The following is a 16,400-nucleotide window of genomic DNA, read 5'->3' as shown; positions in this document are numbered from 1 at the left end:
ATTTTAGGAACGGTTTGTAATAATATTAGTTACAATAACCGTTGATTGGTTTAAATATAAATTTGTAGACCATCATTAATTGGCGCAAAATATTCACGACAGCCTCATTTAATCGTGGGTGTTCTTGTATGCCATAACTTCTTAACATACATCAATGCGTGGGGTATCAAAATTAGCCACATTTGTATAAGCAATTAAACAAATGGCTTACTTAGATGTACTAAAAGAAAGGAATTGATAAAAATGAACAACAATGTATTAGGATTACACCATATCACCGCGATAGCGAATTTAGCGCAGCGCAATTATGATTTTTATACCAAAGTATTTGGGTTACGGTTGGTTAAAAAAACAGTGAATTTTGATGACCCCGGAACATACCACTTTTACTACGGTGATGAAAAGGGCAATGCAGGTACCATCCTGACTTTCTTTCCATGGGAAGGTATCGGCAAGGGTAGGACAGGCGTAGGCATGGCCACCGAGATCGCTTATGCAGTACCAGCTGGCAGTGAGGAATTCTGGAAAGAACGATTTGGACAGCACAATGTCCTGACCGGTGAGGCCGTAGAACGATTCGGTGAGATCTATTATCCGTTTTTAGATCCTGATGGTTTGAATCTTTCGCTCGTGGTTCCGAAAAATGAAGATAATCGATCAGGTTGGACAACTCCTGAAGTTGCTGGAGAACAAGCGACCAAAGGATTTCACAATACGACCCTGACTTTACGGGACTTGGACCCAACTGCAAATGTGTTGACTGAGCTGTTGGATTACAAACAGGTTGCACAGGAAGGTAATCGCTATCGTTTTCAAAACCAGAATATCGGAACAGCAAATATCATTGATATTCTTGTCGACTCGAATGCCGGACGTGCAGTCAACACCGCTGGAACGAATCACCACATTGCTTTCCGGGTAAAGGATGATGCTGATCAGATGGCATTGCGTGAGAAAATCATGAGTGCGGGATTGCAAATTACACCACAGATTGATCGGGATTACTTCCACTCGCTGTACTTCCGCGAACCAGGAGGGGTGTTGTTTGAAATTGCCACTGAGAATCCTGGTTTTGATGTGGATGAGCCTTTAACAGCATTGGGAACTTCATTGAAGTTGCCAAAACAATATGAAGGCCATCGCGATGAAATCGAAAAGGTATTGCCTGTTTTAAAATAGAATAATTATTTGCGGTACGGTGTACTTGAGTCAAGTGCACTGCACCCCTTTAAACACAGAAGGAACACAATTATGTCAAATTCAAAAATATACCAAGGTGGTAACTTAGAGAACCCATCGAAAGCATTGATAATGATCCATGGGAGAGGAGGTTCCGCACAGGATATTATGGGACTATCCCAGTATCTGCAGGTTGATGATTTCATGTTGATCGGACCGGAGGCCAACCAAAATACATGGTACCCACATTCCTTTATGGCGGAAATTGCTTCCAATCAACCCAAATTGGATGAAGCGTTAGCATTGATTGCTGAAGCAGTTGAACTAGCAAAGGATAAAGGTATCGCTGAAGACCATATTTATCTGTTAGGTTTTTCGCAGGGAGCTTGTCTTACCTTGGAATACGCTACGCGAAATGCGACACGCTATGGCGGCTTGATCGCCTTTACTGGAGGGTTGATCGGTGATCAGATCTATCCGGAACATTATCAGGGAGATTTCTCGGGAACTCCCGTATTTATCGGAACGAGTGATCCTGACTTTCATGTTCCCGTTAAGCGTGTACAGGAAAGTACCAAACAGCTCTCCAGCATGGGAGCGGATGTGATCGAGAAAATTTATCCAGAGATGGGACATACCATTACACAGGATGAGATTGAGATCGTCAATGAAAAGATTTTCAAATAGTATTCTAACGCTAGCTTTAATATGAAGAAAGCCCCCTTTGCAGCTGCATTGGGGGCTTCTTCACTTAATAGACTATAATTCACAAAAAACCTAAGTCTTGTTTATGGGCCTATCCCCAAGAGGAAAAGGCTTTCCCGAAGGAGCAGCTCAATGGCTAAATATAGCCACAAGCTGCCAATCGGTAGTTTTAGTCTAGTTCTTCTGCTTTCGCATGAGCTTATGCTGTAGCCTGATACGATACGGGCTCCAGGATCTCCTTTAATTTTGCAACCACTTCGTTTTCTAAGGCTTTCGTCTTTTCCGCTTTCATATAGATATAGATACCAATGGGTAGACTGACAAGTAAGAAAATCAATGCCATGTCTAGATTCGATTGTGTCCGGATAATCCCTGCCTCAGGAGTTGTTTTCAAAGCGACATTGCCCGTAATGGTAAAACCAGATTTTCGGACCTGAAGAGTACCAAAGGTCGTTTGCACCTTATATTCTGGGAATGCTTCCTTTAACTTTACGGTCAATTCGTCTTTATCGAAGGGTTTAAATTGAAGATTCTGCATAAGTCTATCCTTAATTTACAAATGAGTTATAGCTGCTTAAAACATTTTGCGCGCTTTGATCCAATGTTTCGATATTAGAGAGATCCGGAGTTTTGGATGCATCAAGTTCGCGTTGGACGATGCGCATTTTACCCAAGAAACTATTTACCTCATCGTTGAACCTCGTAAAACTGCTTTCTTTCGACTTACCTTCCGAAGGTAAATTGTCGGATTTATTTTCATTGTACAGTTTTTCGATATCAGCATAAGCTTTCTTGAAGGTTCCATTAAAAGCGTTGACATCATTGATGGAAAATGCACCATCAGTAATGCGCTGAACTTCATTCATGATTTTTTTGGAACGCATGATCTGGTCTTTGAAAGGATGGTCTGCAAGCACAACCTCCTCCGCTTTTTCAACTTGTGGAATGAGCTTGTCGTAAATTGAAGTTACGGCATCGCGGTTCTTTTTGATTTCAGCCTCGGAACGGGTCCTGAAGTCCTTCATTTTCGCACCTTTGTCCTCCTTATAATCCTCGGCACTGGTATATGCTTTGATTTCCTTGTCAATTTCTTTTAATGCCTTGAAACTTGCGTCCATATAATCCACCAACGGCTTGAATTCGGAACTGAAGCCATCCGGGTAAACAATACCATCCAGGTTGTTAATGGTAGGTACCACAGCGGTAATTGGAGAAATATTGAGACCATCTGGATTTGTCAATACATTCTGTACGTATCGATCCGTTTGGTCAAGGTTGCTTAGAAAATGTTGGATATAATTGCTGTGCGTATTGTCGGCTTTCACCAATTTGTTGTTAAAATCAACAATCTCTACGGCTTTATCCTTGGAGTTGGCTCCACCAAACAAGCCTCCTCCACTAGTTTCAGTGCCGTTTTTTTCAGCCTTATTATCCCCGCTATTGCAACTGGCCATTAAGGCGAGCATCAACATGCTCGAAATGTATAATTTGTTAATTTTCATTGTGATATAGTTTATTAGTGAATGTGAATTTTCATTATTTAATGAACGCGAAGCTCTTTTCTGCAATTTGTCCAATGATTGGTAGCGGTTTCATCACGCCATTGGAAGCATTGATCGCACCCAAGATTAATAATATCAGTGAGATCAATCCTAAATAGCCTATAAAGTAAATGCCAGTAACCATGATCAAGATATTAAGGACAATACCCAGTATAAAACCAAATATGAATACGGCAAGTCCCTGTCTGAGGTGGTACTTTAGAAAATCATCCGCTGTATCCTTTCCTGAGAAATAAGATATTAACCAACCAATAATGGTAATGTATGCTACGATTGCTAAGGTTTTGTTGTTCATGTTTTTTAAATTATGTGGTTTATTATTCGTTTATATTTGCTAATCCAAAGTTTTTAATAACCGCCGGAAAACACAATTAAATATAATCTACAATCCACCTACATCAAAAAAATGACGTATATACAATGTCTCTACAGAAGATTGTAAAATATTGATTTATAGGTTTGTATATTTATTTAACTTCCCTGTTTACCGTGTCGAAATTCTTGAGCTATAGGTAGGGTTGAAGCGCTATGTAAAAGTACATTCGATGAAATAGCTGGTTTCACCTGCTATATGAAATCGGCGAGAAGGAGAAGAAGATGGGCGTGGATCACCTAGCGCTTTAATAAAATTATCTCTTTTATAATGAGGTAGTTTTACTGTATTTCAAAATAATGTTAAATTAAAGTTGGCAGATATGGGTAAAAATCCTACCTTTGCATCACTTCAAACAACGAAGGGTTCTGGTAAAACAAGAACAACGATTCCGTAGCTCAGCTGGTAGAGCAATACACTTTTAATGTATGGGTCCTGGGTTCGAATCCCAGCGGGATCACAAAAAAAGCAACTCCAAAAGAGTTGCTTTTTTTGTGCCCTATAGGGTCGAACAGCAGGGTCGGGAAGGGTTCGATTCGGAGAAGGCTCATGGTTAGCGTGCGGGAATCGCGGAGCTGAGCCAATCCCAGCGGGATCACAAAAAAAAGCAACTCCAAAAGAGTTGCTTTTTTTTGTGCCCTATAGGGTCGAACAGAAGGGTCGGGAAGGGTTCGATTCGGAGAAGGCTCATGGATAGCGTGCGGGAATCGCGGGGCTGAGCCAATCCCAGCGGGATCACAAAAGGCATCATACCGAAATTTTGGGGGGTAATAAATTTTAACCATACAATCGCTTGTTCATATTCAAAAGGTTAAATGAAAAACTTACTGCTCTTTACATCAAAACTTATAATTTTTTTGGAAATATTTTCATGAGATGGCACGGAGTCATGGAAGATTTATCACATTAAAAATTAAACGATACTTATATTTGGACAATGTTTGTCATAGGCGAACATCACTTTGCACTCATATCCTTAATACTATATTACAAATTCTTTTTTCGAATGATTTTCAAAGGATTGCTGATTTATAAACTCCTTGAATTTTATCTTATTTCTCAATCTTCATTTGAAATATAAATGGTTGTCGAAATCCTACTTGTAATGTAATATTTTTATTTCATGAAAACAACTGATAAATTTAAATGTCAACGAGATATGAAAAAAAAATAGTATTTATCATAAACCAAGGAATACTGATCTTCTTATTGCTCTAATCCATGAATCAAATTTCCTCCAACTACTTAAGGGAAGATATTACGATTCGTTAATTGATTAACTAATACGAATTGCAGCAATTTAACATGATGAAAATTCATCATTTACTCTTCCGACTATTAAAAAGATTTCAGAAGCCTTGAACGAAAAAAGAATTCCCTCTTGGTTGTCTAAAATTGTAGAAGACTAGATTGAACTGAACAATGAAAAACCTGAACTTTTTAATCATTATAATTCAAATTTTAAATATTTGTTTTATGCACATGATGAATATAACGACTCATCAATAAGTTATTACATTTGGACTAGCATGATGTTAAGAGAGGGGGAGCATATAAAATGGATCGTTTTATTTTCAAAAATTTAAAGGCATTGGCAAAAATTGTAAATGGATTTTTAATATCCATGAAATCTAATAAAGCAAATTGGATAGAAATGATTTCAATTTACGATCATTCAAATGGGTATACTTTGAAGTATACCAAAAAACGTTCAGACTACACCCTAGAGAAAAAAAGTATCCCTGGAGGATACTTTAAAGCTCGATTGCGCAGCATGAAGGGCGAAAAAGTAGGGCTTGCCCAATTTCCGCTTGCTCAATTGACTCGTCCTAGAATAAGTTTACTCAATTGACTCTTCCTACAATAAGTTTACATATTTCTGTTAAAATTTATCAAAACGATTTTTTTAATTGCAAAAAAGAGATAGCAGATTACCAACAAAAAATTGCAATAAAGTCTGGATTGGAGAAACTTTTGTATATTAGCTTTTGTAAAGCCAGCTGTTATCAGCCATATTATGATAATCCACTAAAAAACAAAGAAGCATCCTTGAAATTCAACATATTGCTTAAATATTAAACATGAAAAAATTTTCAGATTGGTAAAATATGAATTTAGATAAAGCTTTTAATAAAATTTTATCGTTTTTAAGACCACCAATCGAAAGATGGATTGTACGTTCTATTATTGGCGCAGGCATTATATTAATTACAAACGGTTTACAAGGATTTTCATGGATAATTGAGTTATTTTTACATATACTAGAGATTGAAAGTAAAAAAAGATTAAGTGAAAACTATTCAATTGATACTATAAACTGGACTTCAATTATTTTTGGACTTCTACTGATAGCATTTGGGATTTTACTACATTCATTTTACAAGAAAGCTGAAGCAAAATCTAACAAACCCAAAAAAATATTTATAGCAATAATTCATAAATCAATTGATGATTATATCAAGCCTATTTATTCAAAATTAGATAATTTTTCATCAGATGAGTTTCAAATTCATGAAATTGAAATTGACCAAACTATGATTTACAAAAATGGAACTTTAGAATATCCTGAAGCATCTATATTATACCAAAATGATATTTTATCAAGAATAAAAGCTCTTACAGATAATTATCGTGATTTTGAAATAGCCTATTTTGGTTTGGCTCACATTCCATTAGTATGGGATTTAGGTAATACAATTGCTGACAAGTTTGAAATTAGTTATTACGAGTACAATAGAAGTTTATCGAGGTGGTCTAAATTGGAAAGAGTTAATAATGAAACTATCAATTTTTATACAGTAGATAAACTAAATTCAAAAAACGAAAGTAGAAATGGAATTATAAAAATTGAAATTAGCTATGAAATTGAAAATACAGAAATTTTTCAAGTAGTGGAAAATCACAAGTATTTTACAACTATAAAATTAAACTCAACTGCCTTAGATAGTATAAAATATTTGAATCAAATTGACTCATTATCAATGACATTTAGGAATGAACTGGATAGACTTATTAATGATTCAAATATAGAATATATACACATTTTTTACGCTGGTCCGGTTTCACTTGGATTATCATTAAGTAGGAAGATTAGTAAAAGAACAGATCCTAATATTATAGTTTACAATTACACAAGAAATTCTATTCCTAAATACAAGTGGGCGCTTTTAATGTCTAATAATAATTCTGAAATTTTAAAATTTTAATGTTCAATTATAATTCAAAACTTAATCAATTTTATAACAATCGAGTTAGATTAAAGGATATTGATAAGACTTTAATTCGTGATTATAAAAACAAAAATATACAGCGAATAATTAAAGGAATTGAGAAAATAAATAAAGAGGAAAATAAATTATTTCCAATTCCTTCTTTCATAGAACAAGGAAGTATTGCTATGAATACAACAAATCAATCTGAAGATAAAGATTATGATATTGATGTAGCTGTTATATTTCCGACAGATTCCATTTCCAATAATCCATTAGACGCTAGAAAATTAATTGCTAAAGCAATTAATAAAAACAATGCTAACTTCAGTAAACCTGCCGAAGCAAGAACTAATGCAGTCACTGTATGGTACACTGAGGGATATCATGTTGACTTTGCAATCTACAGAACATTTGAAGAATTTAATCAAACTAAATTTGAACATGCTAGCACTGAATGGTTGGATCGTAATCCCAAAGCAATAACTGAGTGGTTTATTGAAAGAGTTTCTACATTAAGTCCTAATGGATTTTTTACTAACGTTGAAAAGGCTCAATTACGAAAAATTGTTCGTCTTCTAAAAAGATTTTGTAAATCTAGGCTTAACTGGAACTTACCTGGTGGCTTCATTTTATCTATACTTGCAATTGAATGCTATTCTCCTAATTCAACAAGAGATGATATTTCATTTATTGAAACATTATCAAATATCTGTAATAGATTAAAATATAATAGGACAATATATAACCCAATAAGGGCACAAATTGAACTTACTTCTAAAAAAAGTTTGCAACATCAAATAACTAGATTAAGTGAAAAATTAGATAGGTTTGTCTCAAAATCTGAAGTTCTATATAAAAATGATTGTACTGAGAAAAAAGCAACTGAATTTTATAATTGGGTCTTTAATATACAAGAAGAAGCAAAAAACTTCAGTAGTATCAAAGAACAATCATTAATTGAAAATAGTTCGATTTCAGTTTCTGTTCATAGAGATAAATCGTTAGGTCCCATATTATCAAATATACCTAAACAACTTAGAGTACATAAAAAATTATGGCTTAGATTTACGTTAAATACTAAAATTTCACCTCCATTTGATGTAAAATGGATAGTCGAAAATGATGGAGATGAAGCTAGAGCAATTCCTGACCTTGGACATGAAACATGGGAATATAATTGCAATAGACAAATAAATTTTCATTGGGAGAGAGCTGCTTATAAAGGAATACATAAATTAAAAGCTGAAATTTATAAGAATAATATTAAGGTTGATTCTCAAAATTTTGAAGTTCGAATCATAAAATAAACACTACACACAACATCTTATTGGCGAAATGGCGGTTTAAGCGGGAAATTAAAATTTTCTCCTTATTTTGTTGCAATAGCCTTTTATATTTCCTTTTTTCATAAATTTAGAAAATAATAAAAGACTGTTGCTTAGCTTAGTGCAAAATCGAAAGTTTTGGCTTTCTAATCCGCCACTATCGCCAATACACGGCCCGTTATATGCCTTTAAATTACGAACAAGAACAATGACCGAATTAGCTAATAATATTTACGAAATTATTAAAGATTATAGAAATCACGATGGTATAAATCTTACAACAGAGTATATTATTGATTGGGCAAACCAATTTGGAGAAGATGCTGAAATAGTATTAACTGAATTAAATAAAATTTTACCCGAAACATATGTATCAAGAAATAAGGCTAAACAGTATTTATTAAGTCATATAAAAGCCTATTTAAAACTTTATTCTTATACAAACGTCACTACTTTTTTAATTGATACACACTTTATAAATTGTCAATTGGCACATAAAAGTCAACCAGCAATTTTAAATTTATTGGAAGAAGTCTTAGAAGAAAACTTTCAAGAATCATATAAAAAATACTTAGAATACCCTAAAAAAAATTATATCTATTACGATGATGTTCTTGCATCTGGTAGTACAATTGGGAGACATTGCGTAGAATTCTTAACAGAAAAAGATGAGAAAGGAGTAACATTTGCACAAAAATTAGAAAGCAATGAGATAAACTTTTCTATTAGTGTATTTTGTGTTCATATTTGGGGCTACGAATTTCAAAAGTTCAGAATTTCAAAAACTCCTACACTTTCCGAAAAAATAACAAAAAAAATAAATTGGTTTTGGAATTACGAGGTTCAAAATCACGCTAAATTTAATAATCAATCATTAAATATTGCTAGACCAATTAAATTAGCTAACACTAAGATAAATAGTTATTTGGAAGGACTTGAAGCTACAAAATATGAAGATTATGCCTTTCGAAAAGTCAATACTCCACTCAAAGAAGTATTTTTTTCATCACCTGAAAATAGAATTAAATTTGAAAATATAATTACAGAAAAAGGAATCGATATAATAAAAATGATACAAGGTGAACTTAAGCCAAACATAAGGCCTTTAGGATTAATTAATCCTAATTATAAAATATTTGGATTAGGTACACATTTTTTTACTTGGAGAAATATTCCCAACAATTCTCCGTTAGTATATTGGTGGGAAGTAAATGGTCACGATTGGAAACCGTTATTTCCCGTTGCAAATAGAGGTTAAATAAAATTTATTTCATAATTTAGCAATATGGAAGCGAACATAAGAATATATAATTTTAAAGATATAATTACGTTTGCTAAAACAGATGGCAAATTCGGAGAATTATCAAATATGTCTCCAGGGTTTACGTTGTTCATAAATGAGGTTAATATTCAAAGTTCTGAAATATTATATCAAGCTTGTAAATTTTCATTATTTCCTAGCATTCAAGAAGAAATAATTAAAACACAAAATCCGATGGACGCAAAAAAAATTAGTCGAAGATACCAACAATATGTGCGCCAAGATTGGGAAAAAATAAAATTCAAGGTAATGAGATGGTGCCTTGAAATTAAACTTATTCAGAATTTTGATAAATTCTCTGAACTATTGTTATCTACTGATAATAAAATTATTGTGGAATTCTCTAAAAGAGATGATGTTTGGGGGGCTGTTCCAACTGAAAATAAAAATATTCTCGAAGGGAAAAATGCTTTAGGTAGATTACTAATGGAATTAAGATATAAAATTCAATCAGGTGAACTAAATGAAAATTCAGTAATTTATCCTCTAGCTGTCTCAGGATTTAATTTATATGATTATCCAATTGAAGAAATTAGAAATATAAATTATTTTATTAATGATTTGGACGAAATCTATGCATATTAACGGCATATAACATCGTATTGGTGAAATGGCTGTTTAAGGGAGAATTTGAATTTTCTCCTTTTTTGTCGCAACAGCCTTCTATATTTTCTTTTTTCATAAATTTAGAAAATAATAAAAGGCTGTAGCTAAGGTTAGTGCAAAATTGAAAGTTTTGGCTTTCTAATCCGCCACTATCGCCAATTAGCATCCTGTTATAAACACAATGCTATGAGAACCCTCCTATAAATATTGACCAAAAATTTTAACTTCTTTAATTTTTTTGAACAAAAAACTTTCAAAAAAAAAGCTTGCTATAGAATATTTCAACAAGGCATATGGAAAAATTTAAAAATCATTCCCCAAATCATTCCCCCTCAATTTACAAAATAACAAAACAACTGATTTTCAGTTGGTCTTGTTTTATTTAAGCAGAGAGGAAGGGATTCGAACCTCTATTATTTATTTAAATCAATTCAAAATGTAAAGCTTTTGAAATTAATAAATTTGATGAAAGTCATACAATACTAAAAAAGTTTAGAATTTTATTAAATTTGTTCTTGAAGTTCTTATATCTACTAAAACTACAGCCTTAACTGGTGCCTATAGAAAACATAAAAATTAACATATTGAAAATCAAAATGTTAAATATAATTATATTATCCCAGCGGGAACACAAAAAAAGCAACTCCAAAAGAGTTGCTTTATTTATTTTGTAATTGGAGTGTTGTTGTTATGCCGATCGCTTAAAGAGAAGGAAAAAAACAAAAATTTTCTTCTTCTACTTAAGGCAAATTGTTACTATTTTTTGAGTGATTATCTAATACGAATTGCAGTTCTTTTGACTTGGTGAAAATTTGTTTTTTGATTCCAACCATAGAAAAGATTCCTCTCTTGGTTTTCTAAGGTGTGAACAGAAATATCATTTCGATTTTACAATTTCAACTTCTTCGGGAACAATAAATAAAATCTGACATCCTGTTTCTGATCTAACTGAATGCTTATAGTTTTTAGGTGTAAAAAGATAATCACCTTTGATTAGTTTTGTTTCATTAAAATAGGCTTCACCTTCTAAAATAAATGCTTCTTCTCCACCGGGATGAATGTGTAATGGATACGATGCTCCTTCATCAAACTTCAAAATAAAAGTTGTTGGTCTTTTCTGTTCTTCATCATAGTGCAAGACTTTGTAAAAAATACCTCGTGTATCAACATTTTCCTCTACCAAGGGCTTCCAATCCATCGAGGAAGTATTCGCAACATATTTCATAAAACTATTTGATTCCATGATAATTCAATTTATTTCTATTAGACTTTTTTTAAGAATGCAACCCAAGGTTATTTCCTTCAAAGGTTATAATGTTGGTGCGTTCGTCAATCGTTATAGATTTTGAATAATTATTATTTTTAATTCATTCTAAATTCCAAATAATCAGCGAAATCCGCTGTAATAAATGTTACAAAAATTATACCTTAAAACTTCGATTTCTATTTAAACCTTATATGCAAATGGTTTTATAGTAACCGTTGGTTGTCCTAAGTCAGGATAGAAAACACATGAAGTTTAAAAGTTTTTGATTTGTTGAATTTATCTAACTTCCATTGATTTTATAATATTATCGTTGTCGACGATAATCAGCTCAAGCAAGAATATAAAATAAGCGATTATAGCATAGTTTGCTATTTTATGCTTTTTAAAGATAAACCATTTATAATCAACAAGGTATTTAGTTAATGATTCATTTATCCCATTTCATATAGTATGGACTGTCCAATCCTAAAAAAGCTATACACAAAAACAAAGTGTATGGAAACAATAGAAAGAGAGTTTGAGTTCGCTGAGCGGACCAGTAAGAAGCAGCCATTCGACAAGCGTTTGATCCTCCACATGCTGGATCAGATCGAACTTGGGGTCCCCCGCCGGGACCTGATGGAACAGTACGGTGTCTCCGAAGTGAGCCTGATCCGCTGGATGAAGAAGTTCGGGCGACAGCCCATTGGGGCAAAGCGGTATACCACCGAGCTGAAGCGTTCAGTGATCAGGGCGGTCCAGGACGGGATGAGCGCCTACCGGGCGGGGAACACCTTTGATATCTCCTGCGGTACGGTCTCCAGATGGGTCAGGGAATATAAGGGGAAAAATACCGAACTTAGTTCCCCAGAACCCGATGATATGGCCAACAAGAAACCCGTAGACCCCAAAGAGGCAGAGATCCTGGCCCTGAAGAAGGCCCTGGAATATGCAAACCTGAAGATCAGGGCATTGGATACCATGATCGATATTGCCGAGGAACAGCTCAAGATCGACATCAGAAAAAAGTCTGGTGCCAAGCGGTCGTAAAGATCAAACAGGAATCCCCAGCAATGGGGATCCGTTTGATCTGCGGACTGTTTGGCAAAACAAGGCATGCGTACTATGACCGCCAGTGGCGGGTGCAGGATGTCGGACTGAAGGACGAGATCATCCTGCAGCACGTGCTGCGGATACGCAGCGAACAGAAGAGGATCGGTACCCGGAAGCTGCTCCATATGCTCGCCGGCCCCCTGCAGGAACATGGGATCAGGATCGGCCGCGACTATCTCTTCGCCCTGATGAGGGAGCATTCCCTACAGATCAGGGTCAGGAAGAGGAAGGCGGTCACCACCGATTCGCGGCACTGGATGAAGAAGTACAGAAACCTGATAAAGGAACTTGCGGTCGAGCGCCCCGAGCAGGTCTGGGTAAGCGACATCACCTATGTACAGCTCAACCGGCGCTGGGGATATCTGAGCCTGGTCACCGATGCCTATTCCAGAAAGATAGTGGGCTGGGCGTTCAGGGGCGACCTCTCGGCACAGGGATGTATCGATGCCCTGCAGATGGCACTGCAGCAGAGGCAGTATCCGGGAAAGGGACTCATACACCACTCCGATCGGGGTTCGCAGTACTGTAGCAAAGGCTATGTGGATATCCTACGCACCAACGGGATCGGGGTCAGCATGACCGAGAACGGGGATCCCTATGAGAATGCGATAGCCGAACGGGTGAACGGCATACTGAAGGCGGAGTTTGACCTCTACGCATCACAGAGTGGCCTGAGGGAGACCACAAGAAAGATCAGGGAGAACATCAGGGTATACAACAACCTAAGGCCCCACGCGAGCTGTGATTACCTCACACCTGAACAGGCACATATGAGGTCAGGTGCGCTGAGAAAGAGATGGAGACCGAAAAAATATCCAATAGTGCAGAAAGAGTTTGTATAGTACATATAGTATTACCAAATTTGCCTGTATAATCAATTCAGAATTAATCCAATAATTTGTATAGCTATATAAGGACAAGACAGGACCTTGTCCGACATGAGAGCGTGGTGAGAGCGTGGTGAGAGCGTGGTGAGAGCGTGTCTATGGGACGTATTCACCTCGGTTACAATACGGTCGCACCACGCATGCACCTCAGACAAGGTCCAGCATTGGTGAAGATAGTGCCCAAATATTGCATTTAGGCACTATTGAATTAATCCAACACCAAAATATCCGGTATTTCAAAATGTTAGCTGATGTGAAAGTAGATATAGCTGAATAGAATATTGGAACTTCGTGGGTCATTATGCTTAATACCGTTTAATATTCTTTGTGGATCGAATATTATTCAAGTCGTGGCAGCACTGTTGGATTACCAACAGGAATGGATACCGTAGGTAGGATTTTAATTCCCTGTTTAAAGGAACGCTGCCAAGACATGAATAAAATGAATAGGAAACCAATAGGGGTAGAGTTACCCCCAAAAGAATTTTACAGCCTGTGGTTTATGAGGCTGCTATTAAGCTACTATAAATTTAAGAATGGTTCTCAAAATCTAAATGGTATTGATACTAACGTAAATGTACAAAAGTTAAGCCTATCCAATCTTATTTTCCGTTAAAAAAAATACATGATATACGTAAATCATATTAGGTTATTTTATTAATTTTAAAGCAACGTAAATATCAGGTGATTTATGTCAAACAATAAGCAAAGAACTTTTTTTGGAGGATTATACGGGAGTGATTCGATTGATTTTGTCAAGGGCTTAGTTTACATATACCCTTTTGGTGTTATTGGAAAACAAAATAACAACACGGTAAAACCGCATGCACATAATAATCAGTTCCAAATTTTTCTATTGATCCAGGGTGAAACACTGTTGCTCTATCAGCGTGAGAAAATAAGTGTTCGCGGGCCATCCATAATAATCATCCCTAAAAATACGGAGCACGGATTTGAACATTTGGGCGAACAGAAAGGCTGGATTATCAGTTTTTCCGATGCTGTACTGGAACACATGATCAAACGGGAGGCTGATGTGATTTCTGCACTCGAGACCTTCCGAATCATACAGGTTACCTCCGGTGAATATTCAGAATCTATTTTTCAGACCATGCTCAACTGTATCCAAGAATATAAGGGTAAACAGACGGGCAGATTGCTGATGCTCGAATATATTGCTGGACAGATAATCGTGCAGCTTAATCGGTTGCCAGATAATCAACAGCTTAGTATTTTCAGCAATGACAATACCTCCACTATATATTACAGAAGGTTTACGCAATTGGTTAGGACCTCGGGAACCTATAAGAAAACAATTGAGCAGTATGCGAGTGAGATCAATATCACCACCGGACATTTAAGCAGGATATGCAGGGCAGTAACAGGCAAATCACCAAAAGAGATTATCATGGATGTGTATATCGCAGAAGCGCAATTGCAGCTTTCTGATATAGAAAAGAGCATCAATGAAATTTGTTATTCTCTGGGTTTTGAAGATCCAAGTTATTTTGCACGGGTCTTTAAAAGAAAAGTCGGTATAAGTCCCAATGAATTCCGTAAAGAACGGAACATCAAATCCTAGCCATCCGCTAAATTGATATACTTATCATATTTGTCCTACTATTAGACGAATAGTCCTAACTACCAACCTGATAAACCTGATAAGTTTGTTATAGAGAGAATAAATAACCACTCCTAAAGAGTATGATAACCCCTTAACTTAAAAATTCTCTCGTATGCAGAGCAATGGCAGAAATTACTATAAAAGGAATTGAAACTTCAATTGTTGATCTACCCACCATTCGTCCTCATCTTTTGTCGATGGCCGTAATGCGGGTTCAATCGATGGTGATCATCCGCCTGTTCTGTTCTGATGATGTGGAAGGAATAGGGGAGGCGACCACGATTGGCGGCATCTCCTATGCCGATGAATATCCCGAAGGGATGAAACTAGCTATTGATACTTATTTTACCCCCCTTCTCATTGGTCAGGATCCCACGAATATCAATGGAATCATGAAAATCCTTGACAATCATATATGCGGTAACAATTTTGCCAAATCAGCTATTGAAACCGCTTTGTTAGATGCACAAGGAAAGCGATTGGCAGTTCCCGTTTATGAATTATTGGGTGGTGCCATTTCAGAAACTTTACCAGTGCTGTGGACATTGGCTAGTGGAGATACAGCAAAGGATATAGCAGAAGCCAAAAACTGCATTTCACAGAAAAAATACAATGTATTTAAATTAAAAATAGGACGGAAAAATCCAAAAGAAGACATCGAACACGTAGCTGCTATCAAAAAAGAATTAGGAGCCGATATTAAAGTTACTGTCGATGTGAATCAAGCTTGGAGTGAACACATTGCCAAACAAGCGATTCAAAAACTACAAGATGCCGGAATAGATTTAATTGAGCAACCCATAGCCAAATCGAATTTTGAAGGCTTGTCTAGATTGACTTCTTGTTTTCAAGTTCCAATAATGGCTGACGAATCTGTAGCCACGATTCAAGACGCATTCAAATTGGCAAAAATGCATGCTGCCAATGTTTTCGCTTTGAAAATAGCGAAGTCCGGCGGGCTATCCAATATTGTTCGACAGGCAGCCATTGCTCAGGGTGCAGGAATATCACTCTATGGCGGTACAATGCTCGAAGGCAGTGTTGGAACTGCTGCATCTGCACACGTTTTTGCAACACTACCCACTTTAGACTGGGGTACAGAATTGTTTGGTCCCCATTTATTGACCGATGATATCGTCAAAAAACCCATCAATTACAAAAACTTCGGCTTAATACTGCCACGAAATCCTGGTATTGGGGTGGAATTGGATCTTAATCAAGTAGAAAAATATAAAAGAAAATAAAGG

The 16,400-nt window shown here is 35.9% G+C and carries 15 protein-coding genes and 1 tRNA gene; 12 read left to right on the top strand and 4 right to left on the bottom strand.

Translation table 11 applies throughout. The features are described 5' to 3' along the window. The first annotated feature begins 243 nt into the window (after nucleotides 1-243). Nucleotides 244-1,179: a ring-cleaving dioxygenase gene (locus tag G6N79_RS12755; protein WP_103905369.1), complete on the top strand. Its 936-nt coding sequence runs from the start codon at nucleotides 244-246 to the stop codon at nucleotides 1,177-1,179. Between the two features lie 72 nt (nucleotides 1,180-1,251). Then, complete coding sequence (locus G6N79_RS12750; RefSeq protein ID WP_103905370.1) at nucleotides 1,252-1,866, top strand: alpha/beta hydrolase; 615 nt, start codon at nucleotides 1,252-1,254, stop codon at nucleotides 1,864-1,866. Between the two features lie 217 nt (nucleotides 1,867-2,083). Here the strand turns inward: G6N79_RS12750 and G6N79_RS12745 are convergent, their stop codons facing one another. The 3 genes from G6N79_RS12745 to G6N79_RS12735 are packed head-to-tail and all read right to left on the bottom strand — an operon-like array spanning nucleotide 2,084 to nucleotide 3,741. Further along, a complete protein-coding gene (locus G6N79_RS12745) occupies nucleotides 2,084-2,422 on the bottom strand; it encodes a hypothetical protein (protein WP_103905371.1) in 339 nt (112 codons plus the stop codon). Between the two features lie 10 nt (nucleotides 2,423-2,432). After that, entirely contained in the window at nucleotides 2,433-3,386 is a 954-nt protein-coding gene (locus tag G6N79_RS12740) for a YiiG family protein (RefSeq protein WP_103905372.1), read from the bottom strand. Between the two features lie 34 nt (nucleotides 3,387-3,420). Next, nucleotides 3,421-3,741, bottom strand: coding sequence for a magnetosome magnetite crystal formation protein family (locus tag G6N79_RS12735; protein WP_103905373.1), 321 nt, complete (start codon nucleotides 3,739-3,741; stop codon nucleotides 3,421-3,423). 465 nt (nucleotides 3,742-4,206) lie between these two features. Here G6N79_RS12735 and G6N79_RS12730 point away from each other — a divergent pair. From G6N79_RS12730 to G6N79_RS12705, 6 genes are all read left to right on the top strand, one after another. Continuing rightward, a tRNA-Lys gene (locus tag G6N79_RS12730) sits at nucleotides 4,207-4,279 on the top strand. Between the two features lie 1,098 nt (nucleotides 4,280-5,377). Further along, nucleotides 5,378-5,671 (top strand): hypothetical protein, encoded by a 294-nt coding sequence (locus G6N79_RS12725; protein ID WP_103905374.1) that lies wholly within the window; start codon nucleotides 5,378-5,380, stop codon nucleotides 5,669-5,671. Between the two features lie 256 nt (nucleotides 5,672-5,927). Then, nucleotides 5,928-7,025: an SAVED domain-containing protein gene (locus tag G6N79_RS12720; RefSeq protein WP_103905376.1), complete on the top strand. Its 1,098-nt coding sequence runs from the start codon at nucleotides 5,928-5,930 to the stop codon at nucleotides 7,023-7,025. Next, nucleotides 7,025-8,338, top strand: coding sequence for a nucleotide-binding domain-containing protein (locus G6N79_RS12715; protein ID WP_103905377.1), 1,314 nt, complete (start codon nucleotides 7,025-7,027; stop codon nucleotides 8,336-8,338). Before G6N79_RS12720 ends, G6N79_RS12715 begins: the two co-directional genes overlap by 1 nt. A 226-nt stretch (nucleotides 8,339-8,564) precedes the next feature. Then, a complete protein-coding gene (locus G6N79_RS12710) occupies nucleotides 8,565-9,614 on the top strand; it encodes a phosphoribosyltransferase-like protein (protein WP_103905378.1) in 1,050 nt (349 codons plus the stop codon). Nucleotides 9,615-9,641: 27 nt separating this feature from the next. Beyond that, complete coding sequence (locus G6N79_RS12705) at nucleotides 9,642-10,262, top strand: NADAR family protein (protein WP_103905379.1); 621 nt, start codon at nucleotides 9,642-9,644, stop codon at nucleotides 10,260-10,262. A gap of 898 nt (nucleotides 10,263-11,160) precedes the next feature. On the opposite strand, the gene G6N79_RS12700 is transcribed toward G6N79_RS12705, so the two are convergent. After that, nucleotides 11,161-11,526: a cupin domain-containing protein gene (locus tag G6N79_RS12700; RefSeq protein WP_103905380.1), complete on the bottom strand. Its 366-nt coding sequence runs from the start codon at nucleotides 11,524-11,526 to the stop codon at nucleotides 11,161-11,163. 519 nt (nucleotides 11,527-12,045) lie between these two features. On the opposite strand from G6N79_RS12700, the gene G6N79_RS17570 reads away from it, so the two are divergent. From G6N79_RS17570 to G6N79_RS12680, 4 genes are all read left to right on the top strand, one after another. Further along, on the top strand, nucleotides 12,046-12,579 hold the full coding sequence (locus G6N79_RS17570; protein WP_146060690.1) for a transposase: 534 nt from the start codon (nucleotides 12,046-12,048) through the stop codon (nucleotides 12,577-12,579). 23 nt (nucleotides 12,580-12,602) lie between these two features. Further along, nucleotides 12,603-13,484, top strand: a complete 882-nt coding sequence (locus tag G6N79_RS12690) for an IS3 family transposase (RefSeq protein ID WP_103908025.1) — start codon at nucleotides 12,603-12,605, stop codon at nucleotides 13,482-13,484. A 736-nt stretch (nucleotides 13,485-14,220) separates the two neighbouring features. After that, complete coding sequence (locus tag G6N79_RS12685; protein WP_103906191.1) at nucleotides 14,221-15,111, top strand: AraC family transcriptional regulator; 891 nt, start codon at nucleotides 14,221-14,223, stop codon at nucleotides 15,109-15,111. Between the two features lie 164 nt (nucleotides 15,112-15,275). Continuing rightward, on the top strand, nucleotides 15,276-16,397 hold the full coding sequence (locus G6N79_RS12680; RefSeq protein ID WP_103906192.1) for a muconate/chloromuconate family cycloisomerase: 1,122 nt from the start codon (nucleotides 15,276-15,278) through the stop codon (nucleotides 16,395-16,397). Nucleotides 16,398-16,400 lie beyond the last annotated feature (3 nt).

The organism is Sphingobacterium lactis (assembly GCF_011046555.1).
Classification (GTDB): domain Bacteria; phylum Bacteroidota; class Bacteroidia; order Sphingobacteriales; family Sphingobacteriaceae; genus Sphingobacterium; species Sphingobacterium lactis.
This window is presented reverse-complemented; position numbering and strand designations above follow the sequence as displayed.